Origin of the sequence: Nocardia sp. NRRL S-836 (genome assembly GCF_001279525.1) — a bacterium.
Lineage (GTDB): Bacteria > Actinomycetota > Actinomycetes > Mycobacteriales > Pseudonocardiaceae > Lentzea.
This window is the reverse complement of record NZ_LGDY01000104.1, coordinates 1-26,543: the sequence shown is the minus strand read 5'-3', so window position 1 is coordinate 26,543 and position 26,543 is coordinate 1. Positions and strand designations below refer to the sequence as shown.

The 26,543-nt window shown below is 70.7% G+C and carries 25 protein-coding genes; 19 read left to right on the top strand and 6 right to left on the bottom strand.

Features of this window, described 5'->3' with window-relative positions; all coding sequences use genetic code 11:
* The gene (locus tag ADL03_RS23050; protein ID WP_053735612.1) at positions 1–843 is read left to right on the top strand and encodes an ABC transporter permease; all 843 of its coding nucleotides are present in this window, start codon (positions 1–3) and stop codon (positions 841–843) included.
* A gap of 53 nt (positions 844–896) precedes the next feature.
* Positions 897–2,858 carry a TIGR03960 family B12-binding radical SAM protein gene (locus ADL03_RS23045; RefSeq protein WP_053735611.1) on the top strand — a complete coding sequence of 654 codons (1,962 nt, stop codon included), beginning with the start codon at positions 897–899 and terminating at the stop codon, positions 2,856–2,858.
* A 105-nt stretch (positions 2,859–2,963) separates the two neighbouring features.
* Here the strand turns inward: ADL03_RS23045 and ADL03_RS23040 are convergent, their stop codons facing one another.
* Positions 2,964–4,379: a S8 family serine peptidase gene (locus tag ADL03_RS23040; protein ID WP_053735610.1), complete on the bottom strand. Its 1,416-nt coding sequence runs from the start codon at positions 4,377–4,379 to the stop codon at positions 2,964–2,966.
* A 205-nt stretch (positions 4,380–4,584) separates the two neighbouring features.
* On the opposite strand from ADL03_RS23040, the gene ADL03_RS23035 reads away from it, so the two are divergent.
* The 7 genes from ADL03_RS23035 to ADL03_RS23005 all read left to right on the top strand — a co-directional run bounded on the left by ADL03_RS23035 (position 4,585) and on the right by ADL03_RS23005 (position 12,477).
* Complete coding sequence (locus tag ADL03_RS23035; protein ID WP_053735609.1) at positions 4,585–5,310, top strand: TIGR03936 family radical SAM-associated protein; 726 nt, start codon at positions 4,585–4,587, stop codon at positions 5,308–5,310.
* A gap of 211 nt (positions 5,311–5,521) precedes the next feature.
* Positions 5,522–8,521: a translation initiation factor IF-2 N-terminal domain-containing protein gene (locus ADL03_RS23030; protein WP_053735608.1), complete on the top strand. Its 3,000-nt coding sequence runs from the start codon at positions 5,522–5,524 to the stop codon at positions 8,519–8,521.
* A 270-nt stretch (positions 8,522–8,791) separates the two neighbouring features.
* Positions 8,792–9,103, top strand: a complete 312-nt coding sequence (rplU, locus tag ADL03_RS23025; RefSeq protein ID WP_030468121.1) for a 50S ribosomal protein L21 — start codon at positions 8,792–8,794, stop codon at positions 9,101–9,103.
* Between the two features lie 14 nt (positions 9,104–9,117).
* Positions 9,118–9,375, top strand: a complete 258-nt coding sequence (rpmA, locus tag ADL03_RS23020) for a 50S ribosomal protein L27 (RefSeq protein WP_053735607.1) — start codon at positions 9,118–9,120, stop codon at positions 9,373–9,375.
* 109 nt (positions 9,376–9,484) lie between these two features.
* The gene (gene obgE, locus ADL03_RS23015) at positions 9,485–10,936 is read left to right on the top strand and encodes a GTPase ObgE (protein WP_053735606.1); all 1,452 of its coding nucleotides are present in this window, start codon (positions 9,485–9,487) and stop codon (positions 10,934–10,936) included.
* A gap of 4 nt (positions 10,937–10,940) precedes the next feature.
* On the top strand, positions 10,941–12,068 hold the full coding sequence (gene proB, locus ADL03_RS23010; protein WP_082373399.1) for a glutamate 5-kinase: 1,128 nt from the start codon (positions 10,941–10,943) through the stop codon (positions 12,066–12,068).
* Between the two features lie 10 nt (positions 12,069–12,078).
* Positions 12,079–12,477 (top strand): VOC family protein, encoded by a 399-nt coding sequence (locus ADL03_RS23005; RefSeq protein ID WP_053735604.1) that lies wholly within the window; start codon positions 12,079–12,081, stop codon positions 12,475–12,477.
* On the opposite strand, the gene ADL03_RS23000 is transcribed toward ADL03_RS23005, so the two are convergent.
* A complete protein-coding gene (locus ADL03_RS23000) occupies positions 12,440–13,705 on the bottom strand; it encodes an MFS transporter (protein ID WP_053735603.1) in 1,266 nt (421 codons plus the stop codon). The genes ADL03_RS23005 and ADL03_RS23000 overlap by 38 nt on opposite strands.
* Before the next feature lie 97 nt (positions 13,706–13,802).
* Between ADL03_RS23000 and ADL03_RS22995 the strand changes: the two genes are divergently transcribed.
* Positions 13,803–14,189 carry a VOC family protein gene (locus ADL03_RS22995; RefSeq protein ID WP_197288583.1) on the top strand — a complete coding sequence of 129 codons (387 nt, stop codon included), beginning with the start codon at positions 13,803–13,805 and terminating at the stop codon, positions 14,187–14,189.
* Positions 14,190–14,204: 15 nt separating this feature from the next.
* Here the strand turns inward: ADL03_RS22995 and ADL03_RS22990 are convergent, their stop codons facing one another.
* Entirely contained in the window at positions 14,205–15,107 is a 903-nt protein-coding gene (locus tag ADL03_RS22990; RefSeq protein ID WP_053735601.1) for an AraC family transcriptional regulator, read from the bottom strand.
* An 82-nt stretch (positions 15,108–15,189) separates the two neighbouring features.
* Here ADL03_RS22990 and ADL03_RS22985 point away from each other — a divergent pair, with 82 nt between their 5' ends.
* A complete protein-coding gene (locus ADL03_RS22985) occupies positions 15,190–15,600 on the top strand; it encodes a DUF1772 domain-containing protein (RefSeq protein WP_053735681.1) in 411 nt (136 codons plus the stop codon).
* Here ADL03_RS22985 and ADL03_RS22980 read toward each other — a convergent pair.
* From ADL03_RS22980 to ADL03_RS22970, 3 genes are all read right to left on the bottom strand, one after another.
* Entirely contained in the window at positions 15,578–16,768 is a 1,191-nt protein-coding gene (locus tag ADL03_RS22980) for a cytochrome P450 (RefSeq protein WP_053735600.1), read from the bottom strand. The genes ADL03_RS22985 and ADL03_RS22980 overlap by 23 nt on opposite strands.
* Positions 16,769–16,870: 102 nt before the next feature.
* Entirely contained in the window at positions 16,871–17,824 is a 954-nt protein-coding gene (locus tag ADL03_RS22975; RefSeq protein WP_063798681.1) for a PrsW family intramembrane metalloprotease, read from the bottom strand.
* A 233-nt stretch (positions 17,825–18,057) separates the two neighbouring features.
* A complete protein-coding gene (locus ADL03_RS22970; protein ID WP_053735599.1) occupies positions 18,058–20,142 on the bottom strand; it encodes a RecQ family ATP-dependent DNA helicase in 2,085 nt (694 codons plus the stop codon).
* Positions 20,143–20,196: 54 nt separating this feature from the next.
* On the opposite strand from ADL03_RS22970, the gene ADL03_RS22965 reads away from it, so the two are divergent.
* From ADL03_RS22965 to ADL03_RS22930, 8 genes are all read left to right on the top strand, one after another.
* The gene (locus tag ADL03_RS22965; protein WP_197288581.1) at positions 20,197–21,471 is read left to right on the top strand and encodes a glutamate-5-semialdehyde dehydrogenase; all 1,275 of its coding nucleotides are present in this window, start codon (positions 20,197–20,199) and stop codon (positions 21,469–21,471) included.
* Between the two features lie 16 nt (positions 21,472–21,487).
* Positions 21,488–22,657 (top strand): cytochrome P450, encoded by a 1,170-nt coding sequence (locus ADL03_RS22960; protein ID WP_053735597.1) that lies wholly within the window; start codon positions 21,488–21,490, stop codon positions 22,655–22,657.
* Between the two features lie 179 nt (positions 22,658–22,836).
* Positions 22,837–23,418: a nicotinate-nucleotide adenylyltransferase gene (nadD, locus tag ADL03_RS22955; protein WP_053735680.1), complete on the top strand. Its 582-nt coding sequence runs from the start codon at positions 22,837–22,839 to the stop codon at positions 23,416–23,418.
* 85 nt (positions 23,419–23,503) lie between these two features.
* Positions 23,504–23,707 (top strand): cold-shock protein, encoded by a 204-nt coding sequence (locus ADL03_RS22950; RefSeq protein WP_053735596.1) that lies wholly within the window; start codon positions 23,504–23,506, stop codon positions 23,705–23,707.
* Between the two features lie 141 nt (positions 23,708–23,848).
* Entirely contained in the window at positions 23,849–24,232 is a 384-nt protein-coding gene (gene rsfS, locus ADL03_RS22945; RefSeq protein WP_053735595.1) for a ribosome silencing factor, read from the top strand.
* Between the two features lie 9 nt (positions 24,233–24,241).
* Entirely contained in the window at positions 24,242–24,847 is a 606-nt protein-coding gene (locus ADL03_RS22940) for a histidine phosphatase family protein (RefSeq protein ID WP_053735594.1), read from the top strand.
* Positions 24,844–25,557 carry a diglucosylglycerate octanoyltransferase gene (octT, locus tag ADL03_RS22935; protein ID WP_053735593.1) on the top strand — a complete coding sequence of 238 codons (714 nt, stop codon included), beginning with the start codon at positions 24,844–24,846 and terminating at the stop codon, positions 25,555–25,557. The genes ADL03_RS22940 and octT overlap by 4 nt, the downstream gene beginning before the upstream one ends.
* Positions 25,558–25,577: 20 nt before the next feature.
* Positions 25,578–26,471 carry a DegV family protein gene (locus tag ADL03_RS22930; RefSeq protein ID WP_053735592.1) on the top strand — a complete coding sequence of 298 codons (894 nt, stop codon included), beginning with the start codon at positions 25,578–25,580 and terminating at the stop codon, positions 26,469–26,471.
* Positions 26,472–26,543 lie beyond the last annotated feature (72 nt).

Below are 26,543 nucleotides of genomic sequence, written 5' to 3'. Positions count from 1 at the left end.
ATGACCCGGACGGTCGATCGTGGCCAGGCAGTGCCCGCGAGCGTGGGGCTGCTGTGGCGGGTGATCCCGCCGGGCCTCTACGGCGGCAAGGCGAGCGTGCTCGTCGAACGAGCGGCCATCGTCAACCGGCGCGCGTGGTTCGTGCTGGTCGGCGGCGCCTTCGAACCGGTGCTGTTCCTGTGGTCGCTGGGCCTGGGCTTCGGCCAGATGGTGACGGCGGTGACCGGGCCGGACGGGCGGCCGGTCGGCTACGCGGCGTTCGTGGCGCCCGCGCTGCTGGCGGCGAGCGCGATGAACGGGGCGGTGTACGACGCGACGTTCAACGTGTTCTTCAAGTTCAAGTACCTGAAGCTGTACGACGCGATGCTGGCCACGCCGATGGGGCCGATGGACATCGCGATCGGCGAGATCACCTGGGCGTTGCTGCGCGGCGGCCTGTACTCGGCGGGCTTCCTGGCCGTGATGCTCGGCATGGGGCTGATCGCCTCGCCGTGGGCGTTGCTCGCGCTCCCGGTGGCGCTGCTGGTGGCGTTCGCGTTCGCGGCGGTGGGCATGGCGGCGACGACGTTCATGCGCTCGTGGCAGGACTTCGACCTGGTGCAGCTGGCCGTGCTGCCGCTGTTCCTGTTCTCGACCACGTTCTACCCGCTGTCGGTCTACCCCGGCTGGCTGCAGGCGGTGGTCACGTGGACGCCGCTCTACCACGCGATCGAGCTGATGCGCGGCTTGACGCTGGGCGTCGTGGGCTGGGGGATGCTCGGTCACGTGGCGTACTTCGCCGTGATGGCGGCGGTGGGCACGGTGGTGGCGGCGCGGCGGCTGGGCAGGTTGCTGCTGGACTGAGCGCTGCGGCACGCGATTCGGCTCGTCAACGTGGGGGCGGTTACTCTGGTCGCGTGAGTGCCGAGTCTGTTTTCCCCAGGTTGGAGCCCCTGCTGCCCAGGATCTCCAAGCCGGTGCAGTACGTCGGCGGGGAGCTGAACGCGACCGTCAAGGACTGGGACGAGGCGTCCGTGCGGTGGGCGTTGATGTACCCGGACGCGTACGAGGTCGGGCTGCCGAACCAGGGCGTCATGATCCTCTACGAGATCCTCAACGAGCTCCCGGACGTGCTCGCCGAGCGCACGTACGCCGTGTGGCCGGACCTCGAAGCCCTGATGCGCGAGCACGGGGTGCCGCAGTTCACGGTGGACGGGCACCGGCCGGTGAAGGCGTTCGACCTGATGGGCATCAGCTTCGCGACGGAGCTGGGCTACACGAACATGCTCACGGCGCTCGACCTCGCGGGCATCCCGCTGCACGCCGCCGACCGCACCGTGGACGACCCGATCGTGGTCGCCGGTGGGCACGCGGCGTTCAACCCGGAGCCGATCGCGGACTTCGTGGACGCGGCGGTGCTGGGTGACGGAGAGGAGGCCGTCCTCGAGATCACCGAGATCGTCAAGAACTGGAAGGCCGAGGGGCGTCCCGGCGGCCGCGACGAGGTGCTGACCCGCCTGGCCGAGACCGGCGGCGTCTACATCCCGCGGTTCTACGACGTGGAGTACCTGCCCGACGGCCGCATCCAGCGCGTGGTGCCCAACCGCGACCGGGTGCCGTTCCGCGTGTTCAAGCGGACCACGATGGACCTCGACGCGTGGCCGTACCCGAAGCAGCCGCTGGTGCCGCTCGCCGAGAGCGTCCACGAGCGGATGAGCGTCGAGATCTTCCGCGGCTGCACCCGCGGCTGCCGGTTCTGCCAGGCGGGCATGATCACCCGCCCGGTGCGCGAGCGGTCCATCGAGGGCATCGGCGCCATGGTCCAGAAGGGGCTGGAGGCGACCGGTTTCGAGGAGGTCGGCCTGCTGTCGCTGTCGAGCGCCGACCACAGCGAGATCGCCGAGATCACCAAGGGCCTCGCCGACCGCTACGAGGGCACCAACACGGGCCTGAGCCTGCCGAGCACCCGCGTCGACGCGTTCAACATCGACCTCGCGAACGAGCTGTCCCGCAACGGAAGGCGCTCGGGTCTCACCTTCGCGCCGGAGGGCGGCAGCGAGCGGATGCGGCGCGTCATCAACAAGATGGTGTCCGAAGAGGACCTCATCCGCACGGTGTCGGCGGCCTTCTCCAACGGCTGGCGGCAGGTGAAGCTGTACTTCATGTGCGGCCTGCCCACCGAGGAGGACGAGGACGTCCTGCAGATCGCCGAGATGGCCAAGAACGTCATCCGCGCCGGCCGCCAGGCCAGTGGCCGCAACGACGTGCGCTGCACCATCTCGATCGGCGGGTTCGTGCCCAAGCCGCACACGCCGTTCCAGTGGGCCCCGCAGTGCGACCCGGACACCGTGGACGACCGGCTGCGCAAGCTCCGCGAGGCCGTCAACTCCGACCGCAGCCTCGGCCGCAACATCGGCATGCGCTACCACGACGGCAAGCCCAGCCTCATCGAAGGCCTGCTCAGCCGGGGTGACCGGCGCATCGGCAAGGTCATCGAGGCGGTGTGGCGCGACGGCGGCCGGTTCGACGGCTGGAGCGAGCACTTCTCCTACGAGCGCTGGACCGTCAAGGCCGCCGAGCAGCTCGAACCGCTCGGCGTCGACCTCGCCTGGTTCACCACCCGCGAGCGCGAGGAGCTGGAGGTCCTGCCCTGGGACCACCTCGACTCGGGCCTCGACAAGGAATGGCTCTGGGCCGACTGGCAGGACGCGCTCGACGAGCGCGAGCAGGACGACTGCCGCTGGACCCCGTGCTTCGACTGCGGTGTGTGCCCGGCGATGGGCACCGACATCGAGGTCGGGCCGACCGGTCGCAAGCTGCTGCCGATCTCCCCGGTGGGGGTCGGTTCGCCGGTGAAGAACCCCGCGCTCACCCCGTGAGCGACGCAGGCCACCAGGCACGACGCCGGTTCTGACGGACCGAACGCCGCTCCCGCCGAACCAGGCGGGGGCGGCGTTCGCCGTTGCGCTCCGGGCCCCGCGCCGTCACCTCGTGACGGCGGCCAGCGCGTCGACCAGGCCGTGGCCGTAGAACGAGTTGTACTCCGAGTACCCGGTGCAGAACGCGTCCTGCACCCCGGTGCCGTACAGGTCGTAGTCCGCCGGGCACGCCAGCGTCGTGGCCTGCGCGTTCAACATCCGCCCGAGCTGCGCGGCATCGGCCTCCGGGTGCGTCGAGGCGATCAACGCCGCCACCCCGGCCGCGTGCGGAGCCGCCATCGACGTGCCGCACGAGTAGTCGTAACCGGACGGCACCGTCGACAGCACGCACCCGCCGGGCGCCCGCGAGTCGCCGCCCGGCGCCGTCACGTCGATCGCACCCAGGCCGTAGGAGCTGTACGAGGCCTTGGTCTTGGTCGCGTCGACCGACGACACGCCGACGACGTTCTTGAGCTGCACCGGCAGCACCACGCACGACGGATCCACCGGACGGGTCTGCGCGTCACCGTTCGTCGGTGACAGCGAGTCACGGCCCGGCCGGGACAGGTCGGCCGCGTTGTTGCCCGCGGCGGCGACGTTGAGGACGTTGCGCGAGGTCGCGTAGTCCACGGCGCGGCGCACGGCCTCGTAGATGACCCGCTGTCCCGGCGCGTTCTGGCACGTGAACAGGTACGGGTCGATGAAGTAGCTGTTGTTCGTGACGGTCATGCCCTGCGTGGCGGCCCACATGAACCCGCACACCGCGTACTCCGGGTAGATGAACCCGTCGTCGTCCACGACCTTCACCGACGCGATGCGCACGCCGGGCGCCACGCCGGTGATGCCGCGGCCGTCGTCGGCCGCCGCGATCGTGCCCGCGACGTGCGTGCCGTGCGCGGACGTCGTCGGCGCCCAGGCGGCGGGGGAGGGGTCGGGCTTGCCGGTCAGGCAGCCCGCCGACAGCTCCGGTGCCAGCGCGGACGCCAGCTCCGGGTGCCGGGCGACGCCGGAGTCCAGCACGCCGACCACCACGGACTTCGAGCCGGTGGTGATCGCATGGGCGGCCGGGGCGTTGATGAGATCCATGTCCCACTGCTCGCCGGACCGCACGCCGGCGGCCTGCAGCAGCTCGGTGTCGTCCTTCTTGCGCTTCACCGCGCGCTTCGACGCGCCCTCGGCCTGGGCGCTGTACGCGCGCTGCGGGCCGATCAGCCCGAGGAACGACGGGTCCGGCGACGTGGCCACCGCGACCGCGATCTCCGGGTAGTACACGGTTGTCGCGCCACACGCCCCGCTGATCTCGGCTTCAGCTGTCTCGGCCGTCGTGAACTGCGGGAACACCACGAGGTAGCGCAGCGTCGGCCCCTGCTGGGTACAGCTGTCGAGCACCGGGTCGGCGCCCGCGGGGGTGGACGCCACCAGGCCTGCGGCGAGCAGCGCGGTGGTCACCGCAACCGCCCGTGCGCGGTGGAGCAGAGGCACCAGGGACCTCCAGGTCGGCGGGGCGTCCGGTCAGGCGGACCGTAACCACGCGCAACGATCTAGACAAGCTGAACGTCCTGAATCAACTTCACGGTACCGTCCTACTGGACGAACAGCCTGCGCCGATGGGACCGCTCACCCGTCAGGCCCACCCAGGGGAGCACCACTGAGCCGCCAGCAGCCCAACAACCCGTCGGCCACGGCCGTGCAGAAACTGCGCCTCCGCTACACCAAGCGGGGGAGGTTGCGCTTCACCTCGCACCGCGACATCGCTCGTACGTTCGAGCGCGCGTTGCGCAGGGCCGGCGTACCCATGGCCTACTCCCAGGGCTTCAGCCCTCACCCGAAGGTGTCGTGGGTGGGTGCCGCACCGACCGGTGTCGCCAGCGAGGCGGAGTACGTCGAGGTGTCCGTGGTCGAGCGGGTCGACCCGGAGGCGTTGAAGCTCGCGCTGGACGAGGCGCTGCCGCCGGGGATCGACGTGGTCGACATCGTGCAGGCGCACGGTGGCAACCTCACCGAGCGCATCGACGCCAGCGAGTGGCGGATCGAGCTCGACGGGGTGGAACCCGCCGAGCTCGCGAAGGCGGTCGAGCTCCTGCTCGCCGCCGAACGGGTGGAGGTCGAGCGCCTCACCAAGAACGGCATGAAGACGGTCGACGTGCGACCCGCCGTCGTGTCGGCACAGGTCGGACCACGTTCGAGCGACGCCGGACACGATGAGGCCGCATTGTCACAACCGTGTGGGATACTCATGACGGTCGTTCGGCAGGTAACGCCTACCGTCCGACCCGACGACGTGCTGAACGCGCTTCGTGTCGTCGCCGATCTCGTGCCGCCGGTACCTGCGAGAGCAACCCGGATGGCGCAGGGACGGCTCGACGGCGAAGGCAGGCTGGTGGACCCGCTCCAGCAGGACAGAGAGTCCTGACGAGCGCTGGAACGCTGGTCGGCGACGCAAACAGGAGGAGCGGCGCTGGAGGCGGCGTCGTCGTGGGACCTGCGCAAGCGTGCGCCGTTCAGAGGCGCCACGCACTGCGCGCAAGGCAAGGATTCCCGCCGCGAGCAGCGGTGGAGAGAGACAAGAGAGGCCCCTGCGCGGCCGCGTCCTCACGGGACGCGCCCGGGGGTGGAGGAGCTGCATGTCGAACACGGAAAAGCCCGCCGGTGCGACCGGCGGGCAGGGCGTGGTATCCGCACGCCCTGAGCTGGCGGACCTGCCGGACAAGCTGCGGGTGCACGCCCTGGCGAAGCTGCTGGACGTCAGCAGCAGGGACGTGATGACGGCACTGGCCGACCTCGGTGAGGTCGCGCGCAGTGCGCAGTCGAGCGTCAGCCGCGACGTCGCGCTGAAGGTCGCCGAGACCCTGCTGGACTGGGACGACGTCGTCACCGGTGAGATCACCGAGGACTACGAGGCCCCCGCGGTCCCGGCGTTCGAGGCACCGGCGCTGGCCCCGGTCTTCGCCGCGCCGAGCGCGGTCTTCCTGCCGCCGACGCCGATCGAACGGCCCAAGGCGCCGCCGTCGCCGTTCGTCGTCGAGGAGGAGCCGGAGCAGGACGAGAAGTCGGTCGGCGAGATCGCCGCCGACGAGCTCGACGCCGCCGAGGCAGCCGACGTCGACGCCGACGGTGACGACGAGGGCGAAGGCCGTCGTCGCCGGCGCCGCGGCCGTCGTGGCCGCGGCCGCGGCAAGGGCGCGGACGCCGAGAACGGCGAGGACACCGACGAGGCCCAGGGCGAGGACGCCGAGGCGCCCGCGGAGGGTGCCGCGGAGGCCGACGACGCCGCCGATGACGAGGGTGACGAGGGCTCGACCCGCCGTCGCCGCCGTCGCCGTCGGCGCAAGACCGGCACCGAGGACGAGGTGCTGGCCGAGGACGACCCGCCGAACACGGTCGTGCACGTGCGGGAGTCGCGCGAGGAGAAGGCCGACACCGAGGCCGCCCAGAGCGAGGCCGCGCGCAGCGAGGTCCGCAGCATCCGCGGCTCCACCCGCCTGGAGGCCAAGCGCCAGCGCCGCCGCGACGGCCGCGAGGCCGGCCGCCGCCGTGCCCCGGTGCTGACCGAGGCCGAGTTCCTGGCCCGCCGCGAGGCCGTGGCCCGCACGATGGTCGTCCGCGAGCGCGGCGACCGCACCCAGATCGGCGTGCTGGAAGACGGCGTGCTGGTCGAGCACTTCGTCACCTCGTCGGGCAGCGGCTCGATCGTGGGCAACGTCTACCTCGGCCGCGTGCAGAACGTGCTGCCCAGCATGGAGGCCGCGTTCATCGACATCGGCCGCGGCCGCAACGCCGTGCTGTACGCCGGTGAGGTCGACTGGGACGCCGCCGGTCTCGAGGGCAAGTCCCGCAAGATCGAGCAGGCGCTCTCCAGCGGCGACTCGGTGCTCGTCCAGGTCACCAAGGACCCGGTCGGCCACAAGGGCGCCCGCCTGACCACGCAGATCAGCCTGCCCGGCCGCTTCCTGGTGTACGTGCCGGGCGGCGGTGCCACGGGCATTAGCCGCAAGCTGCCCGACAACGAGCGCAAGCGCCTCAAGGACATCCTCAAGCGGGTCGTCCCCGAGGACGCCGGCGTGATCATCCGCACCGCCTCGGAGGGCATCGCCGAGGAGGAGCTGGGCCGCGACGTCACGCGTCTGCAGGCCCAGTGGAAGGTCATCAAGGAGAAGGCCGCCAGCACCTCCACGAAGGCCCCCGCGCTGCTCTACGAAGAGCCGGACCTGCTGGTGAAGGTCGTCCGCGACCTGTTCACCGAGGACTTCGCCCAGCTCGTCGTCCAGGGCGACGAGGCGTGGGAGGTCATCGACTCCTACGTCCGCCACGTGGCGCCGGACCTGCAGGACCGCCTGAAGAAGCACGTCGGCAACAACGACGCGTTCGTCGAGTACCGCATCGACGAGCAGCTGCTGAAGGCGCTCGACCGCAAGGTGTGGCTGCCCTCGGGTGGTTACCTGATCATCGACCGCACCGAGGCGATGACGGTCATCGACGTCAACACCGGCAAGTTCACCGGATCGGGCGGCAACCTCGAGGAGACCGTCACCAGGAACAACCTGGAGTCGGCCGAGGAGATCGTCCGCCAGCTCCGGCTGCGCGACATCGGCGGCATCATCGTCATCGACTTCATCGACATGGTCCTGGAGTCGAACCGCGACCTGGTGCTGCGCCGCCTGACCGAGTGCCTGGGCCGGGACCGCACGCGCCACCAGGTCGCCGAGGTCACCTCGCTGGGCCTGGTGCAGATGACCCGCAAGCGGGTCGGCACCGGCCTGCTGGAGGCGTTCAGCCAGACGTGTGAACACTGCCGTGGCCGCGGCGTCGTCGTGTCGACCGAGCCGGTGCACTCGCACGGTGGCGGCAACGGCGGCGGTGGCCAGCAGCAGCCGCAGGGCGGTGGCCGCAAGTCGCGCCGCAACAAGGGCAACGGCGACGCGGCCGCGGAGGCCGTGGCCGAGGTCGTCGAGGCGGCCGTCGAGGCACCCGTCGAGCCCGAGGTGGTCGGTGCCGGGGACGTGGAGCCCGCCGAGCCGGAGGACACCTCCGAGTCGGCCGTCGCCGCCGACCAGGAGCACGAGGGCCACGGTGGCCGTCGCCGGCGTCGTCGGCGCCGCGACAAGGAGCCGCAGACGGTCGTCGACGCGGTGGTGGTCGAGGAGCAGGAGCTCAACGGTCACGAGCCGCACGAGGACGTCGCCGAGGAGCCGCTGCCGATCGAGGCCGAGGACGTCGTCGAGACCCCGGCGCCCGAACCCGCCGCGGTGATCGAGGAGACGGCCGACGAGCTGGTCGAGCCGGTCGAGCCGGGTGTGGTCGAGGCCGTCGTCGAGGACACGGCAGCCGAGGTCGAGGAGTCGGCGGAGACCGCCGTGGAGGCCGCTGAGGCAGCCGTCCACGCCGCGGAGGAGCCCGCTGCCGCCGTGACCCCGGAGCCGGTCACCGAGACCCCTGCGGCCCGTCCGCGCCGTCGTGCCGCCAAGCGCGCCGCCGGTGCGCCGGTCGCGGCCGAGGTGCCCGCGCCGGTGGTGGTCGAGGTGCCGAAGCAGCCGGAGGTCCAGCTGCCCGCGCCGGTGGTCACCACCACGCGCCGCCGTCGCACCGTGTCGCGCCCGGCCGGTCCGCCGGTCCAGGAGGACTGACGCTTTCTCTTCTGACACACGCGGGGACCTTTCGCACTCTCACGAGGTGCGGAAGGTCCCCGCGTGCGTTCGCGCCGGTGCTGTGAGAGACGTCGCAGCCTGCATGTTCGTGTTCGAGGGGCCCCGGTTTGCTCCGGCCGTACCCGGTCCCGTAACCTTGTTGACGGCCCGCCATCCGACGGGTCCTGTCGTGTGCCCCCTCTGCTGGTTTTTCGCAGATGGGTTGGCGCATGGCCCGTCACCATCGAGTAGCAGGAGACTTCCGTCCTGATGTACGCGATCGTCAAGACCGGCGGCAAGCAGTACAAGGTCGCTGTCGGCGACATCGTCGAGGTCGAGAAGCTCGAGGGCGAGCCGGGCACCGAAATCTCCCTCCAGACGCTGCTCGTGGTCGACGGCACTGACGTCACCGCTGACGCGGCGGCTCTGGAGAAGTTCTCGGTGACCGGCAAGGTCGTCGAGCACACCAAGGGCCCGAAGATCCGCATCCACAAGTTCAAGAACAAGACCGGATACCACAAGCGACAGGGTCACCGTCAGAAGTTGACCCGTGTCGAGGTCACCGGCATCACCGGTAAGTGAGGACCTGACTTCTCATGGCACACAAAAAGGGTGCATCCAGTTCCCGCAACGGCCGTGACTCCAACCCCCAGTACCTGGGTGTGAAGCGGTTCGGCGGTCAGGTCGTCAAGGCCGGCGAGATCCTGATCCGCCAGCGCGGCACCAAGTTCCACCCCGGCGTCGGCGTCGGCATCGGCAAGGACGACACGCTGTTCGCCCTGCTGCCGGGTGCGGTGGAGTTCGGTACGAAGCGCGGTCGCAAGACCGTCAACATCGTTCCGGTCGCGGTCTGAGAAAGGCCGCTCCGCAGAACGACTGTCAGACACCTCAGCGAGGGGCGGGACCGGTCATCCGGCACCGCCCCTCGCTGTTTGTTCAAGTCTTTTGAGAGGAAGTAGTTCCGTGGCCCGCTTCGTAGACCGGGTGGTGATCCACGCTGCCGCCGGCAACGGGGGCAACGGTTGCGCTTCAGTGCACCGCGAGAAGTTCAAGCCCCTCGGTGGCCCCGACGGCGGCAACGGCGGCAGTGGCGGCAACGTCATCCTCGTCGTCGACTCGCAGGTGCACACCCTGCTCGACTTCCACTTCCGCCCGCACGCCGCCGCCACCAACGGCAAGGCCGGTGCCGGTGCGAACCGCGACGGCGCGAACGGCGAGGACCTGATCCTCCGCGTCCCGGACGGCACCGTGGTGCTGACCGAGGACGGCGAGGTCGTCGCCGACCTCGTCGGCGAGGGCACCCAGCTGATCGCCGCCGCCGGTGGCCGCGGTGGTCTCGGCAACGCGGCGCTGGCGTCCAAGGCCCGCAAGGCCCCCGGTTTCGCGCTGCTCGGCGAGCCGGGCGAGACCCGCGACCTGGTGCTGGAGCTCAAGTCCGTCGCGGACGTCGGCCTGCTCGGGTTCCCGTCGGCCGGCAAGTCGTCGCTGATCTCGGTGCTGTCCGCGGCCAAGCCGAAGATCGCCGACTACCCGTTCACCACGCTCGTCCCGAACCTCGGCGTGATCACCGCGGGCGACACCGTCTTCACGATGGCGGACGTCCCCGGCCTGATCCCCGGCGCGTCGCAGGGCAAGGGCCTCGGCCTGGACTTCCTGCGCCACATCGAGCGCACCGCCGTTCTCGCGCACGTGGTCGACTGCGCGACCTACGAGCCCGGCCGTGACCCGATCGCGGACATCGACGCGCTGGAGAAGGAACTCTCCGAGTACACGCCGTCGCTGGGCGGCAACTTCGCCGACCGGCCGCGGGTCGTGATCCTCAACAAGGTCGACATCCCGGACGCCCAGGACCTCGCCGACATCGTCCGCCCCGAGATCGAGGCCCGCGGCCTGCCGGTCTTCGAGGTGTCGACCGTGTCCCGCCACGGCCTGCGCGAGCTCACGTTCGCGCTGGCCGAGGTCGTGCGCGAGTACCGCGAGGCACAGCCGAAGAAGGAATCGACCCGGATCGTCCTGCGGCCGACCGCCGTGGACGACGAGGGCTTCACCGTGACCGAGGACCCCTCGGTCGAGGGTGGTTTCATCGTGCGGGGCGACCGTCCCGAGCGCTGGATCCGCCAGACCGACTTCTCCAACGACGAAGCCGTCGGTTACCTCGCGGACCGCCTGAACAGGCTGGGCGTCGAGGACAAGCTCGTGAAGATGGGCGCCGTTCCCGGCTGCCAGGTCACCATCGGCGACCTGGTGTTCGACTGGGAACCGACCACTCCGGCCGGTATCGCGATGACGATGACCGGACGTGGCACGGACTCCCGTCTCGAGCGCAACGACCGCATCGGCGCCCACGAGCGCAAGGCCCTGAAGAAGGCCCGCCGCGCGCCCGGCGAGTACGGCGACGACTTCGACGAGGAGTAAACCCGTGACGGCCCCTGTGGTCTCACAAGCTCGGCAGACGGTCGCCTCGGCGAACCGCATCGTGGTGAAGGTCGGTTCCTCCTCGCTGACCACGGCGGCAGGCGGGCTGGACCCGGCCCGCCTGGACGCCCTGGTCGACGCGGTGGCCGCGCGGTGTGCCGCGGGCAGCCAGGTCGTGCTGGTCTCGTCCGGTGCGATCGCCGCGGGCCTGGCGCCGTTGAAGCTGTCCCGCCGCCCACGCGACCTCGCCAGCCAGCAGGCCGCCGCCAGCGTCGGGCAGCTGACCCTCGCGCACGCCTACGCGAACTCGTTCGGCCGCTACTCGCTGACCGTCGGCCAGGTCCTGCTGACCGCGGACGACGTGGTGCGCCGCGCCCACTACCGCAACGCGCAGCGCACGTTTTCGCGGCTGCTGGCGCTGGGTGCGGTGCCGGTCGTGAACGAGAACGACACCGTTGCCACCGAAGAGATCCGCTTCGGCGACAACGACCGCCTCGCCGCGCTGGTCGCCCACCTCGTCGGCGCGGACGCGTTGTTCCTGCTGTCCGATGTGGACGCTCTCTACTCCGGTGACCCGCGTCAGCCCGGTGCCGTGCGCATCTCCGAGGTCGCGTCGGCCGCCGACGTGGACGGCGTGCGGGCCGGCACCGCGGGCGCGTCGGGTCTCGGCACCGGCGGCATGGCCTCCAAGCTGGCCGCGGCACGGCTGGCGTCCGCCGCGGGCATCCCGGTGCTGCTGACGGGCGCCGCCCAGGCACATCGCGCGCTGACCACGGCCGACGTCGGAACCGCTTTCGCCGCAACGGGTTCGCGGCTCACCGCCCGTCGCTTCTGGCTCGGGTACGCCACCGACGCCAACGGCCGCCTGCACCTCGACGACGGCGCGGTCGCCGCGGTCGTGGGCCGGCGCCGTTCGTTGCTGGCCGCCGGGATCACCGGTGTGGACGGTGACTTCGAGGCGGGTGACGTCGTCGAGCTGGTCAGCCACGCGGGTGAGGTGGTGGCGCGGGGCGTCGTGGGCTACGACGCGGCCGAGCTGCCGTCGTTGATCGGCCGCAAGTCCCACGACCTGCCCGCCGAGCAGCGCCGCGAGGTCGTGCACGCCGACGACCTGGTGCCGCTGCACCGCTAGCCTCGATCGCATGGCCCGGATGCACGACGTCGTCATCGACTGCGCCCACCCCGCCTCGCTCGCCCGGTTCTGGGCGGCCGCGCTGGACGACCACGAGCTCGCGCCGTACGGCGACGAGGAGCTCGAATGCCTGCGCGACAAGGGGATCGACGATCCCGAGGACGACCCGTCCGTGTTGCTGGACGGGTCGCCGCGGTTCTTCTTCAACCGCGTTCCGGAACCCAAGGCCGGGAAGAACCGCGTGCACGTCGACCTGTGGTGCGACGACGTGGAGGCCGAGGTGGCGCGGCTCGTGGCGCTCGGCGCGGCGGTGATCAGCCGGGACGGGGTGTGGTTCGTGCTCGCCGACCCGGAGGGCAACGAGTTCTGCCTCAGCTCAACGGAACACCCCTTGTCTCCGGAAGCGTGAGGATCACCAGGAACGTGATCACGGCGGCGACCGCCACGTACCAGAAGAACGTGGTGCCGGGCAGCGCCTGGATGACCAGCGGTGCCGTGCCGCCGAAGAGCGCGACCGTGAGGTTGTACCAGGCGCCGATCCCGAGCCCGCGCAGCTCGGTGGGGAAGAGCTCGCTCATCAACGCGGGCGCGATCGCCGTGATCGCCGTGTACAGCCCGAGTCCCACGCAGAACACCACCAGCAGGTTCCCCAGCCCCGGCTGCACCAGCGTCGACAGCGGCACGACCAGCACCGCCGTCGCCGCCGACCACACCAGGATCTGCGGTTTGCGCCCGTAGCGGTCCGCCAGCCAGCCCATCGGGTACTGCAGCGCGATGAACAGCCCGGTCGCGACCGACAGCGCCAGGAACACGTCGACGTCGTTCGCGCCCCTGGTCTTCACCGCGAACGGCGTCAACGCCGAGAAGAACGTGTAGAAGCACAACGTCGACAGCAGCGTGAACCCCACCACCTGCCCGACCGCCCGCGGGTGTTCCCGCAACGTCGTCAGCAACGGGTTCTTGAGGCTCTCCGCCTTCTCCCGGTTCTCCTCGAACTGCTCGGTCTCCGGCAACGCCCGCCGCAGCCACAGCCCGACCAGGCCGAGCACGCCGCCGATCAGGAACGGCACCCGCCACCCGTACGAGGCCATCGCCGCCGCGTCGAGGCCGCGGCTCAGGAAGAACCCGAGCAGCGACGCCACCAGCACCGCCGCGCCGGTGGAGATGTAGAAGAACGACGAGTACCGCCCCCGGTGGCTCGGCTCGGCGATCTCCCCGAGGTAGGCCGACGCGTTGGACACCTCGCCGCCCAGCGCCATGCCCTGCGCCACCCGTGCCAGCACCAGCAGCGTCGGCGACAACCAGCCGACCTGGTCGAACGTCGGCAGCAACCCGATCACCACCGACCCGCCGGACATCAGCGCGATCGTCAGCAGCATCGCCGTGCGCCGCCCCCGGACGTCCGCGAACCTGCCGAGCAGGTAACCGCCCAGCGGCCGGAAGAAGAAGGCGAGCGCGAACGTCGCGAACGTGCTCAGCAACGCCGCTGTCTCGTTGCCCTTGGGGAAGATCTGCGTCGCGAAGTAGATGCTGAACGCCGTGTAGATGCCCCAGTCGTACCACTCGACCGCGTTGCCGGCCGAGGCCGCGACCAGCTTCCGGACGGGCAGTCGATGCGTCTGCGAGGTAACCGCCATGGAGTCACCCTGTCACACACGGCGACGAATCGGAGGCGCGTCTCAACCGGTTCCGTGCACCCGATCACCACGAGCGATACTCATCGGTGTGCGATCCATGGGTTTGGTGACGTTGGTGGTCCGCGACTACGACGAGGCGATCCGCTTCTACGTGGACGGTCTGGGTTTCACGCTGGTCGAGGACGTGCCGCAGGGCGACAAGCGCTGGGTCGTGGTCTCACCCGCCGACGGCAGCCCGGCGGCCGGTGCGGCGTTGCTGCTGGCCGAAGCGTCCACACCGGAGCAGGAGGCGCGCATCGGCGACCAGACCGGTGGCCGCGTCGGCTTCTTCCTCAGCACCGACGACTTCGACCGCGACCACGCCCGCATGACCGCGTTCGGCGTGCGGTTCCTGGAAACGCCGCGCGAGGAGGTCTACGGCAAGGTGGCCGTCTTCGAGGACCTCTACGGCAACCGCTGGGACCTGCTCCAGCCCGCCGCCTGACTCAGCCCGCTTGACTCAGCCTGTTCGGGCCTGGCCGGGGGAGACCCCGACGACCCGTTTGAACGCCCGGCTGAACGCGGCCTCCGACTCGTAGCCGAGGCCGCGGGCGATCTCGCTGACCGTGCGGTCGCGGTCCCGCAACCGGTTCAGCGCCACGTGCATGCGCCATCGCGTCACGTACCGCATGGCCGGTTCGCCGACGAGATCGGTGAACCGTGCCGCGAACGCCGAGCGTGACATCGCGGTCCGGTGGGCGAGGCGTTCGACGGTCCACGGCTGCGCGGGGTCGCGGTGGATCAACGCCAGCGCCTGCCCGATCTGCCTGTCCTGCAAGGCACCCAGCCAGCCGGTGCGTGCGGCGGGGTCGTTGGCGAGCCAGGAGCGGATCGTCTGGATCACGAGCACGTCGGCGAGGCGGGTGATGACCGCTTCGCCGCCGGGGCGCAGCGTCCTGGCCTCGGCGGCCATCAGGTCGATGGTCGCGCGCATGTCGTCGGCCTGCTCGACGTGCAGCACGCGGGGCAGCACCTCGACCAGGTGCTTCGCGGCCGGGTGGTCGAACCGCACCGCACCGCACACGAGGTGCGTCACGGCTCCACCGTCGCCGTGCCGCAGGATCGCGTAGTTCTCGGTCTCGAACGTGTGCGGCAGCGTCGTCACCAACGGCGTTTCCGCGTCCGGGGCGCTGAACAGCCGATGTCCCTGACCACCGGGCACGAGCAGGACGTCGCCGGGTGCCAGTGCCGTGACCGAGCCGGACACCTCGATCTCGCAGCGGCCGTTCGTCAGCACGTGGAACCACAGGCAGTCGGCCATGCCGGGCATCGTCAGGCCCCACGGCTCGGTCAGCTCGGTCCGGCAGTAGAAGGTGCCGGACATCCGCATCAGGTGCAGCGCCTCGCCCAGAGCGTCCGTCATGCCCCTCAGTCTGGACGAACGAGCAAGCGAGCGCGATGAACTGTCATTGAGAGTCCGAGATCGGCGGGACAGAGTGAACGCCATGGGAACCAGCACGCTGATCGCAGCCGTCGCGTCCGGCCTGATGGCGGGCCTGTTCTTCGCCTTCTCCACGGCCGTGATGCCCGCACTCGGCGATCTACCTGCCGAGCAGGCCCGCGCGGCCATGCGACGGATCAACGTCCGCATCCGGAACCCGTTGTTCCTGCTGGTCTTCGCCGGGAACGCGGTGCTGTGCGGCATCGAGGTCTTCCAGGGCCGGTACGTCGGTGGCCTGCTCTACGTCGTCGGCTCGTTCGTGCTGACGATGGCCGTCAACGTGCCGATGAACAACCGCCTCGAACGCACCGACGACGCCTACTGGCCGATGTACCTGCGCCGGTGGACGCTCTGGAACCACATCCGTGCCGCGGCCTGCCTCGCCGCCGCGGTCACCCTGTCACTCGGACTTTGATGCCTCTCTTCGGCCGCATCGCCGCCACGCTCACCGGCGTGATCCGCTGCGGCAGCAGCACGGGTTTCGGCCGCGCCAGCAACGCCTTCAGCATCACGGTCAGCTCCGTCACCGCGAGCCCCGCGCCGATGCACCGGTGCGGCCCGCCACCGAACGGCAGGAACTCGTGCGGCGCCGGCTTGCGCTCCCACCGGTCGGGGTCGAACCGCAGCGGGTTCGGCCACACCTCCGGCAGCCGGTGCGTGACATAGGGGCTGTACAGCAGAAAGGTCCCCTGCCTGATCCGCTTCCCGGCGAACTCGAAGTCCCGCAAGGCCGTCCGCGCCGACACCACGGCGGGCGGGTACAGCCGCAACGTCTCGTTGACGACGTTGCCGAGGAACTCCTCGTCCGCCGCACGTTCCCAGGTGTCGTTGTGCCGCAACAGGTTGAACACCGACCACGCCATCGCGGCACTCGTCGTCTCGTACCCGGCGGCGATCAGCGTCACGACCTGGTCGCGCACCTCCAGATCGCTCAGCCCGTCCTCCTCGCGCACCAGCGACGCCAGCACGTGGTCGTCATCGGCCGCCGAGCCGGTCCTGGCCTCCTCGATCGCCCGGTAGACCCGCGCGTCCACGGTCCGGCGCGCCCTCATCGCCGTGCGCCACGCCGGAGCCTTCGTCCGCCTGAGCCACGTGACCACCGCGGGGTTGCGGTCGATCAGGTTGATCAGCAGCTGCAGGTGCGCACCGAAGAAGTCCGCCTCCTGCGCCAGCCGCGACCCGAACAACGCGTGGATCGTGCTGCGCCGGATCGCCCGCCGGAACTCCTGGTACACGTCGACCACCGCACCGGGCCGCCACTCGTCCAGCACCGCCTCGGCGTTGGACCGCATCACGGGCACGTAGTTGGCGATCTGCCGATGCACCAACGCCGGCTGCACGAGCCGACGCCGCCGCTTGTGGTCCTCACCGTCGCTGACGATCAACGACGTCGGCCCGTCGACCGGCACCAGCGACTGGAAGGCCTGCTCCACCCCGAACAGCTCGGAGTTCGCGAACACGAACCGGTTCGCCTCCGGCCCGAGCAGGTAGGTGTACGGCCCCATCCGCACCACCGGCCCGAACCGCCGGTGCAGCGCGAGGAGGAGGTCGGCCTGCCGGAACCGCACCACGCCCGGAGTCATGACCCCGACCCTGCCACACCCCGCCTCGGCGCGGACGACCCGCTGCGGACGACCCGCTGCTGACAGCCTGCCGCGGCGGACACCCTGCTACGGCGGGGTGACTTACCGCGGCGGCCGTCCCGCCGGCCACCACCGCGCGTCCGTGCGCAGCGGATAACCGCGCACCGGCGCGAACTCCCGCCGTGACGCGCGCACCAGGCGCCACAGCCACAGCAGGCCGATCACCGAGATCAAGGCGAGCCCGGCCCACGTGAACACCGTGAACAACCGCACCTGAGCCGGGGTCGGCTGCGGCAGGTATCCCGAAGCCAGCGCCTGCTGCTGCCACGGCTGGTCGGTGAGCACCAGCGTGAACACCACCGCGATGCTGTTCATCGAGTCCCACAGCGCGTGCAGCGCCGACACCCCGAGGTACGCGGCGAACAGCCGGCCGGTGAGCATGAAGTGCTCGCGAGCACTCCGCGCGAACAGCACCCCGCCGAGGATCGCCGTCCACAACCCGTGGCCGAACGGAGCGAGGAACCCGCGCAGCAGCTCCGTGGACACCAGGTCGATCAGCGACACCCCGTTCTCGGTCATCGTCGCCGTGAGCGCGTAGCCCGCCGACTCGAACGCCGCGAACCCGAACCCGACACTCGCACCCAGCACCAGACCGTCACGACACGACTTGTGCACCAGGTGCCGCGTCAGCAACGCCAACGCCCCGAGCTTCACCGCCTCCTCGATCAGCCCGACGCCCACGAACAGCACCGGCGACGGGTGCAGCAGGTACGACTCCAGCAGCGACGCACCCAGCACCCCGAGCACGCCGCCCACCGCGAACGTCCGGAACACCATCTCCCCGGTCACCTCGCCGGAGTGGGTGTGCTGGAACGCCCACGCCACGAACGTGCCCGGCACCAGGAAGCTGCCCAGCAGCACGATGGTCGGGATCAGGTTGGCGTTGCGGGTGATGTACGTGATCACCACCGTCGCGACCCACAGCGCCAGGCCGACGAAGAACATCCGCAACCACGGCCGGCGCGCACGCCGCGTGGTCGGTACCGGCACAACCATTGCCCTCTCGGCTCCTTCCCGCCGTGACCGGGGCGACCCGCTCACGCGAACACGGGCAGAAGCTTCCCGCTCACAGCCGGTGCAAACAACTCAAGGGCTCGTGGCGGAACCGGGGGATGGTGCCACCAGGCACCCGGCACGCGCCGAGGTTGCGTGGCACGCCACCGGCCACCGCGATCGTGGACGAGAGCACCGGCTTCCGTGCCCCGGCCGTCAGCCGAGACCAGCGGGCGTCAGTTCGTCACCGCCAGCGCGAACGGCAACACCGCGGGCACCCCCTCCTTCCTGAGCAGCCGGGCGGCCACGGTCATGGTCCAGCCGGTGTCGATGTGGTCGTCCACCAGCAGCACCGGACCGTCCACAGCGGACACGTCCGGCACCTCGGCCGACCGCACCAACCCGGCCAGCCGCTGGGCGCTGTTGGCCCGGTGCGTGGACTCGCCGAGCCAGACCGTGCCGAGCAGCGGTAGGCGGCCGATCTCCGAGATGCGCTGCCCGAAGCTGCCGACCAGCGACGGGCGGCGGCGGGAGCCGACCGTCACCACGCCGACCGGGCGTTCGTCCCAGCCCCACGCCGACAGCACCTTCACGCAGGCGGCGAACACGTCGTCGGGCAGGTCTTGGTCCACGCCGTCGGCGAGCAGGTCGCGCAGCCGGTTGCCCCAGCCGATGTCGGTGAGCCGCCCGAGCGCGCGCCCCGTGGCCGCCACCTCGGCCGCGGGGATCTTGCCGGACAGTTCCACGCCGATCGCCTTCATGCCGGTCGGCCACATCTTGCGCGGCGCCACGTCGACGCCCGGCCGCAGCAGGCGTTCGCGGGCAGCGCCGGCCGCGGTCTCCGACACCTCCACCGACAGCCGTTCGCCGGTGCAGTTGTCGCAGCGGCCGCAGTCGTGTGCGGTCGGGTCGTCGAGCTGGTCCTGCAGGAACCTCATCCGGCACTGCGTGGTGCGCTGGTACTCGATCATCACCTGCTGCTCGGCGCGGCGGGCCTCGGCGATGCGCGCGTACCGCTCGCCGTCGTACTCCCACGGCCGCCCGGTCGCCTCCCAGCCACCGCGCACCCGGCGGACGGCGCCGTCCACGTCCAGCACCTTGAGCACGACCTCCAGCCGCCCGCGCGACAGCTCGACCATCGGCTCCAGCGCGGCCGTCGACAGCGGTTTGCCCGCCGCGGACAGAGCGGACAGCACCTGCCGCACGACCACCTCGGCGGGGAACGCGAGGGACGCGAAGTACGCCCAGATGTCGCGGTCCTCGTGGCCGGGCAGCAGGATCACCTCGGCCCGTTCGACACCGCGGCCCGCCCGGCCGATCTGCTGGTAGTAGGCGATGGGGGAGGAGGGCGCGCCGACGTGGACGACGAACCCCAGGTCCGGCTTGTCGAACCCCATGCCCAGCGCGGACGTGGCGACGAGGGCCTTGACCCTGTTGCCGAGCAGGTCCTCCTCGGCCCGCTGGCGTTCGGCCGTCTCGGTCTTGCCCGAGTACGCGGCCACCGCGAAGCCGCGGTCGGACAGGAACGCCGCGATGTCGTCCGCCGCCGCGACCGTGAGGGTGTAGATGATCCCCGAGCCGGGCAGCCGGTCGAGCTGCTCCGCGAGCCAGCCCAGCCGTGACTCGGCGGTCGGCAACCGCGCCACGTGCAACCGCAGGCTGTCGCGGTCCAGCGGTCCGCGCAGCACCAGCGTGTCGTCGTCGGCACCGAGCCCCAGCTGCTCGGTGACGTCGTGGACCACCCGGTCGTTGGCCGTCGCCGTCGTCGCCAGCACCGGCACGCCCGGTGGCAGCTCGGTCAGCAACGTCCGCAGCCTGCGGTAGTCCGGCCGGAAGTCGTGGCCCCAGTCGGAGATGCAGTGCGCCTCGTCGACCACGAGCAGACCGGCCGAGGCCGTCAGCGAGGGCAGCACCGTGTCCCGGAAGTCCGGGTTGTTCAGCCGTTCCGGGCTCACCAGGAGCACGTCGACCTCGCCCGCGGTGACCTGCCCCTGCACCGCGTCCCACTCGTCGGTGTTCGCGGAGTTGATCGTCACCGCGTGCACCCCGGCCCGTGCCGCCGCGTCGACCTGGTTGCGCATCAGCGCGAGCAGCGGCGAGACGATCACCGTCGGGCCCTCGCCGAGCTCGCGCAGCAGTGCCGTGGCGATGAAGTACACCGCCGACTTGCCCCACCCGGTGCGCTGGACGACCAGAGCCCTGCGCCGCTGCGCCACCAGCGTGTGGATCGCGGTCCACTGGTCCTCGCGCAGCACCGCCTCGGGGCCCGCCAGTGCCCGGAGCCGTTCCTCCGCCAGTTCCCGCAGTGCGATGTCGTCCATGGGGAGCAAGCTTGCCAGGCGGGTCTGACAATTGTGATTGCCGCAGGTCGTAAGCTGTGCGGCGTGACTGAAGACCTGCGCGACCAGGTGCACGCCGCAGCCCGCCGCGCCCGCGTCGCCGCCGACGAGCTCGTCCTCGCCACCCGTGAGCGCAAGGACGCCGCGCTGCACGAGATGGCCGCCGCGCTGCGCGCCCGCACGCCGGAGATCCTCGAGGCCAACGGGAAGGACCTCGAAGCGGGCAGGGCGGCCGGTCTGCCGGAGAACATCCTCGACCGGCTGACGCTGACCGAGGCCCGCGTCGACGCCGTGGCCAGGGGCCTGGAGACCGTGGCTGGCCTCGCCGACCCGGTCGGTGAGGTCGTGCGCGGCTCGAACCTGCCGAACGGGCTGGAGCTCAAGCAGGTCCGCGTCCCGATGGGCGTCGTCGGCATGGTCTACGAGGGCCGTCCGAACGTCACGGTCGACGCCGCCGGTCTCGCGCTGAAGTCGGGCAACGCCGCGCTGCTGCGCGGTTCCTCGACCGCGGAGCACTCGAACACGACGCTCGTCGCCGTCCTGCGCGATGCACTCGAAAGTGTGAACCTGCCGGCCGACTGCGTGCAGCTGCTGCCGTGCCACGACCGCGCGTCCGTCACGCACCTCATCACCGCGCGCGGCCTGGTGGACCTGGTGATCCCGCGCGGCGGCTCCGGCCTGATCAACGCCGTCGTCGAGCAGGCGACCGTGCCCACGATCGAGACCGGCGTGGGCAACTGCCACGTCTACGTGGACGCGCACGCCGACCTGGACATGGCCGAGGACATCGTCCTGAACGCCAAGACCCGGCGCACCAGCGTGTGCAACGCCGCGGAGTCGCTGCTGGTGCACCAGGACGTGGCAGCGCAGTTCGTCCCGCGCATCACCAAGGCGTTGCAGCAGGAGGACGTCACCGTCCACGGCGACGAGCAGTTCGCGCAGCAGCCCGACGTGGTGACCGCGACCGACGACGACTGGGGCACCGAGTACCTGAGCCTCGACATCGCCGCGAAGGTGGTCGACTCCCTCGACGACGCGGTGCGGCACATCGCGCGGTACGGCTCCGGGCACAGCGAGGCCATCGTGACGAACGACGTCGCGGCGGCGCGCAGGTTCACCGCCCGCGTGGACGCGGCGGCGGTGTTCGTCAACGCCTCCACGGCCTTCACCGACGGCGCGGAGTTCGGCATGGGCGCGGAGATCGGCATCTCGACGCAGAAGCTGCACGCGCGCGGACCGATGGGTCTCACCGAGCTGACGTCCACGAAGTGGGTCGCGTGGGGCGAAGGGCACACGCGCCCGAAGGCGTAGCCCTACCTTCGGAGGTATGGCCCCCACGTACCCGTTCTCCGAACCTGACGGCCTGGCCCTCGATCCGACCTACGAACGGTTACGGCGCGACGAACCGGTCACGCGCGTGACGTTCCCGTACGGCGGCGAGGGCTGGCTCGTCACGTCGTACGAAGAGACGAAGTTCGTCCTGGGCGACCCGCGGTTCAGCCGGGCGCGGACCGTCGGCCGGGACGTGCCGAGGATGCAGCCCCTCATCGCGCCGGGCGGGTCGATCCTCACCTCCGACGGCGAGGACCACGCGCGGTTGCGGCGCCTGGTGTCGAAGGCGTTCACGGTGCGGCGGATCGAGCAGCTGCGGCCGCGTGCCGAGCAGATCACCGAGGACCTGCTCGACCGCCTGGACAACCCGGCCGACCTGGTCGAGGGCTTCACGATGCCGTTCCCGGTCACGATCATCTGCGAGCTGCTCGGCGTGCCGTTCGAGGACCGCGACGAGTTCCGCGGGTGGTCCGACCAGGTGATGGGCACGGTCGGCAACCACACGCCGCAAGAAGCGATGGACGGCCTCACGAAGCTCCACGCCTACTTCACCGCTCTGGTCGCAAAACGCCGTGCGCAGCCCACGGATGACCTGTACAGCGCGCTCGTCGCCGCCCGCGACCACGACGACCGCCTCAGCGAGGAGGAGCTCGTCCGGTTCGGCATCACGCTGCTCGTCGCAGGCCACGAGACCACCGCGAACATGCTCGGCAACAGCATCATCACCCTGCTGGAACGGCCGGACGCCTGGCAGCGCCTGCTCGCCGCCCCGGCGGCGATCCCCGGCGCGGTCGAGGAGCTGCTGCGGTTCGTCCCGCTGGGCAGCGGCGCCGGCTTCCCCCGCATCGCGACCGAGGACGTCCAGGTCGGGAACGTGCAGGTCGAGGAAGGTGACGCACTGCTCGTCGTCGTGTCCTCGGCCAACCGCGACGAGTCCGTCCACCCCGGCAGCGGCGAGCTGGACCTGGACCGCGAGGTCGGTCAGCACCTGCAGTTCGGGCACGGCATCCACTTCTGCCTCGGCGCGCAGCTCGCGCGGATGGAGCTGCACGTCGCGCTGGCCGCCGTGCTGCGCCGCATGCCCGGCCTGCAGCTCGCCGAATCTGTCGGGTTCCGCAAGGGATCGCTGGTCAGGGGCCCGTTGCGGCTCGTGGCGAGCTGGTGAAGAAAATCTTGGCCGAGTTCGCGTAATGGGGGAGCGGCCGGTGCGTTCCCCCGTTGCGCGGCTCTGTTCGGGGTGGGCCGCGACCCGAACGGCCCGTCCTCCCCCTGGGCCGTGCGGTGTGATCAGCACGACGGGCGCCGAACCTCGGGAGCGGTCCGGTGCCCGTCTACGCTGGCTCGATGCGCATCGGCGTCATGGGTGGCACGTTCGACCCCGTCCACCACGGTCACCTCGTGGCCGCCAGCGAGGTGCAGGCCAGGTTCGACCTGGACCGCGTGATCTTCGTGCCGACCGGGCAGCCGTGGCAGAAGTCGTCGCGCGAGGTCTCACCGGCCGAGGACCGCTACCTCATGACGGTCATCGCCACCGCGTCCAACCCCCGGTTCTCGGTCAGCCGCGTGGACATCGACCGCGACGGCCCGACCTACACCGTGGACACACTCACGGACCTGAAGAAGCAGTACCCGGACGCCGAGCTGTTCTTCATCACCGGCGCCGACGCCCTCGAACAGATCCTGTCCTGGAAACGCGCCGAGGACGCCTTCGCGTTGGCCCACTTCATCGGAGTCACCCGTCCGGGCTACACGCTGGACGACCACCACCTGCCGCCCGGCGCGGTGTCGCTCGTCGAGGTCCCCGCGATGGCGATCTCCTCGACCGGCTGCCGCGCGAGGACCGCGTCCGGCCAGCCGGTCTGGTACCTGGTTCCGGACGGGGTGGTCCAGTACATCGCCAAGACGGGTCTGTACTCCGACTCGTAACCACGTTCGTGTGGATTTTGCGTGCATTCGTGGGCCTGGGGAGCAACAATCAGCGGGTTGTTGCTGGTTCGTGGAAGGCAAGACTTTGGCTACAGGCACCGTGAAGTGGTTCAACGCCGAAAAGGGCTTCGGCTTCATCGCCCCCGACGACGGCTCGGCTGACGTCTTCGTGCACTACTCGGAGATCCAGTCCAAGGGTTTCCGCTCGCTCGAGGAGAACCAGAAGGTCGAGTTCGAGGTCGGACAGGGCCAGAAGGGCCCGCAGGCCCAGCAGGTCCGCCCGATCTAGGCTTCGCCGCAGGTGAAGGCCACCTCAGGGCGCTGAGGTGGCCTTCGTCATGAGTGCGTGCGAACGAACAGTTGGCAGGCGCCGGTACTCTCAGTAACTCGTGTGGGCGTATCGACGCCCGCCGGAAGTCAGAGGAGTGACGTGGCAGCCACCGACGAGGCACGACGGCTGGCGCTGGTCGCGGCGAACGCAGCGGCCGACAAGAAGGCGCACGACGTTACGGTGCTCGACGTCTCCGACCAGCTCGTGATCACCGACGTGTTCGTGATCGCGTCCGCTCCCAACGAGCGGCAGGTCGGCGCGATCGTCGACAACATCGAGGAGAAGCTGCGGGAGGCCGGCACGAAGCCGGTGCGCCGCGAGGGAGCCCGCGAGGGCCGGTGGGTGCTGCTGGACTTCGTCGACGTCGTGGTGCACGTGCAGCACGTCGAGGAGCGCAGCTTCTACGGCCTGGAGCGGTTGTGGAAGGACTGCCCGCGCATCGAGTTCGAAGCGGACGTCCCCGCCGAGTCCACGGCCGAATAGAGGTAGCTGATGGCCCTGAGCCGGCTCGTGCTGTGGCGGCACGGTGAGACCGACTACAACGCGACCGGCCGTCTGCAGGGTCACCTGGACTCGGCGCTCACCGAGACCGGCGTGAACCAGGCCCGCTTCGCCGTGCCGGTGCTCGCCGGGTTCGAACCGGAGATCGTGGTCGCCTCCGATCTGCAGCGTGCGCGCGACACGGCTCGGGTGTTCACCACGTCCGCGGACGTGCCGTTGCGCATCGACGAACGCCTGCGCGAGACGCACCTGGGCAAGTGGCAGGGGCTGACCACGGCCGAGGTGGAGCGGGAGTGGCCGGGTGCGATCACCGTGTGGCGCACCGACCCGACCTACACGCCGCCGGACGGCGAGTCGCGGGTCGAGGTGGCCGAGCGGGCGATCAGGGTGGTCCAGGAGGTCGACGCCGAGTTCTCCTCGACCGTCCTGCTGTGCGCGCACGGCGGCCTGATCAGCGCTCTCACCGGGCGGCTGCTCGAACTGCCGGTGGCGAACTGGTCGCAGCTCGGCGGGATCTCGAACTGCCACTGGACCGTGTTCACGCGGCGCAACGACCGGTGGCGGCTCTCGTCGTACAACGCGGGCACCACGCGTTGAGACTGCTCGTCCTGGGCGACTCGCTGTCGTTCTTCGGGCCGTCCGGACCGCTGCCCGCCGATCACCCGCGGCTGTGGCACAACATCTGTGCCGCGGCTCTGGGCGGGTCGGCGGAGCTGGCGGCGGGGTTCGGGTGGACGGCGCGGGACGCCTGGTGGGCGTTGACCGGTGACCCGCGGATCTGGTCGTTGCTGCCGTCCGCGGACGTCCTGGTGTTCGCGGTGGGCAGCATGGACACGTTGCCCTCGCCGTTGCCGACCTATCTGCGTGAGGGGCTGCGTTACGTGCGGCCCGACTGGTTGCGGCGGTGGGTGCGTGCGCGTTATGTCGCTGCGCAACCGTTGTTGGCGCCGTATGCGCGCGTTGCCCTGCCTCCGGCGCTGACGGCTCGCTATCTGCGCGACTCGTTGCAGGCGGTCCGCAACCTCCAGTACACGATGCCCGCGGTCGGGATCGTGCCGTCGGTGCACCGGGCCGAGTCGTACGGGTTCGTGCACTCCGGGCACGCGGCCGCGGTGGCGGCCGTGCGTGGGTGGGCCGCAGGTGCGGATGTGCCGTTGCTGGACCTACCCGCGGTCATCGGAGCGCACGTCCGGTCCGGCGCGGGCAACCCCGATGGGATGCACTGGGGCTGGGAAGGGCACGAGCTGGTGGGCAAGGCGATGGCCGAACTCATCTCGTCCGTGGCGGTCAATCACACGGACGAGTGAGGGCCGTAGGCTCGTCGCTCGTGCGCATCTCCATCGTCACCGACTCCACGGCGTATCTGCCCGAGGGGTTCGCGCAGCGCCATTCGATCACCGTGGTGCCGTTGCACGTGGCGGTGGACGGTGCCGGACGCCTCGACGGCGTCGACTTCGGTCCGGCCGAGCTGGCGGGTGCGCTGGCCGAGCACCGCCGGGTGACCACATCGCGTCCCACGCCCGGCGAGATGGCTGACGTGTACCGGGACGTGTTGTCGTCGTCCGACGCGATCGTGTCCGTTCACCTCTCGCGGGAGCTCTCCGGCACGTGGGAGGCGGCTCGGCTCGCGGCGGAGGAGATCGGTCCGGAACGGATCCGGGTGGTCGACTCGCGGTCGGCGGGCATGGGGCTCGGGTTCGCGGTCTTGCGCGCGTGCGCCGCTGTCGGTGCCGGACGGCCGGCCGCCGAGGTCGAGGACGCGGCGTCCACCGCGGCGGCCCAGACCCGGATGTTCTTCTGCGTGGAGACCCTCGACCACCTGCGGCGGGGCGGGCGGATCGGTGCGGCCGCCGCGCTGGTGGGGACCGCGCTGGCCGTGAAGCCGCTGCTGCACGTGGACGACGGCCGGATCGTGCCGCTGGAGAAGGTGCGCACGATGAGCCGTGCCGTGGGACGCCTGGTGGACCTCGCCGCCGCGGCGGCCGGTGACGGTCCCGTCGGCCTGGCGGTGCACCACCTCGCGGCTCCGGAACGTGCGGCGGAGCTGGCCACCCGCCTGGACGAGCGGCTCGCCGGCTCCAGCGGGTGCGTGATCTCGGAGGTCGGCGCGGTGATCGGCGCGCACACGGGTCCCGGCGTCCTCGGCGTGGTCGTGCTGCCGGGAGGGCCGGACATCCTCCCACAGACCCCCGACAACTCCGGCTCCCCGAGCGGTGAGTGATCGCGACCTGTCCACAACCCGCGAGTAGTCCACAGCCCGGCACTTCCCCCGCTCTCCCCACCCCTCCCACTC

Bases quoted from the DNA above. Each gene is read 5' to 3' on its own strand.
- ADL03_RS23005 (WP_053735604.1), top strand. From the start codon at position 12,079: ATGGCCCGGATGCACGACGTCGTCATCGACTGCGCCCACCCCGCCTCG.
- ADL03_RS22985 (WP_053735681.1), top strand. From the start codon at position 15,190: ATGGGAACCAGCACGCTGATCGCAGCCGTCGCGTCCGGCCTGATGGCG.
- ADL03_RS22975 (WP_063798681.1), bottom strand. From the start codon at position 17,824: ATGGTTGTGCCGGTACCGACCACGCGGCGTGCGCGCCGGCCGTGGTTG.
- ADL03_RS22940 (WP_053735594.1), top strand. From the start codon at position 24,242: ATGGCCCTGAGCCGGCTCGTGCTGTGGCGGCACGGTGAGACCGACTAC.
- rplU (WP_030468121.1), top strand. From the start codon at position 8,792: ATGTACGCGATCGTCAAGACCGGCGGCAAGCAGTACAAGGTCGCTGTC.
- ADL03_RS22970 (WP_053735599.1), bottom strand. From the start codon at position 20,142: ATGGACGACATCGCACTGCGGGAACTGGCGGAGGAACGGCTCCGGGCA.
- rpmA (WP_053735607.1), top strand. From the start codon at position 9,118: ATGGCACACAAAAAGGGTGCATCCAGTTCCCGCAACGGCCGTGACTCC.
- ADL03_RS23030 (WP_053735608.1), top strand. From the start codon at position 5,522: ATGTCGAACACGGAAAAGCCCGCCGGTGCGACCGGCGGGCAGGGCGTG.
- ADL03_RS22990 (WP_053735601.1), bottom strand. From the start codon at position 15,107: ATGACGGACGCTCTGGGCGAGGCGCTGCACCTGATGCGGATGTCCGGC.
- nadD (WP_053735680.1), top strand. From the start codon at position 22,837: ATGCGCATCGGCGTCATGGGTGGCACGTTCGACCCCGTCCACCACGGT.
- ADL03_RS22995 (WP_197288583.1), top strand. From the start codon at position 13,803: ATGGGTTTGGTGACGTTGGTGGTCCGCGACTACGACGAGGCGATCCGC.
- ADL03_RS22980 (WP_053735600.1), bottom strand. From the start codon at position 16,768: ATGACTCCGGGCGTGGTGCGGTTCCGGCAGGCCGACCTCCTCCTCGCG.
- ADL03_RS22960 (WP_053735597.1), top strand. From the start codon at position 21,488: ATGGCCCCCACGTACCCGTTCTCCGAACCTGACGGCCTGGCCCTCGAT.
- ADL03_RS23000 (WP_053735603.1), bottom strand. From the start codon at position 13,705: ATGGCGGTTACCTCGCAGACGCATCGACTGCCCGTCCGGAAGCTGGTC.
- ADL03_RS23050 (WP_053735612.1), top strand. From the start codon at position 1: ATGACCCGGACGGTCGATCGTGGCCAGGCAGTGCCCGCGAGCGTGGGG.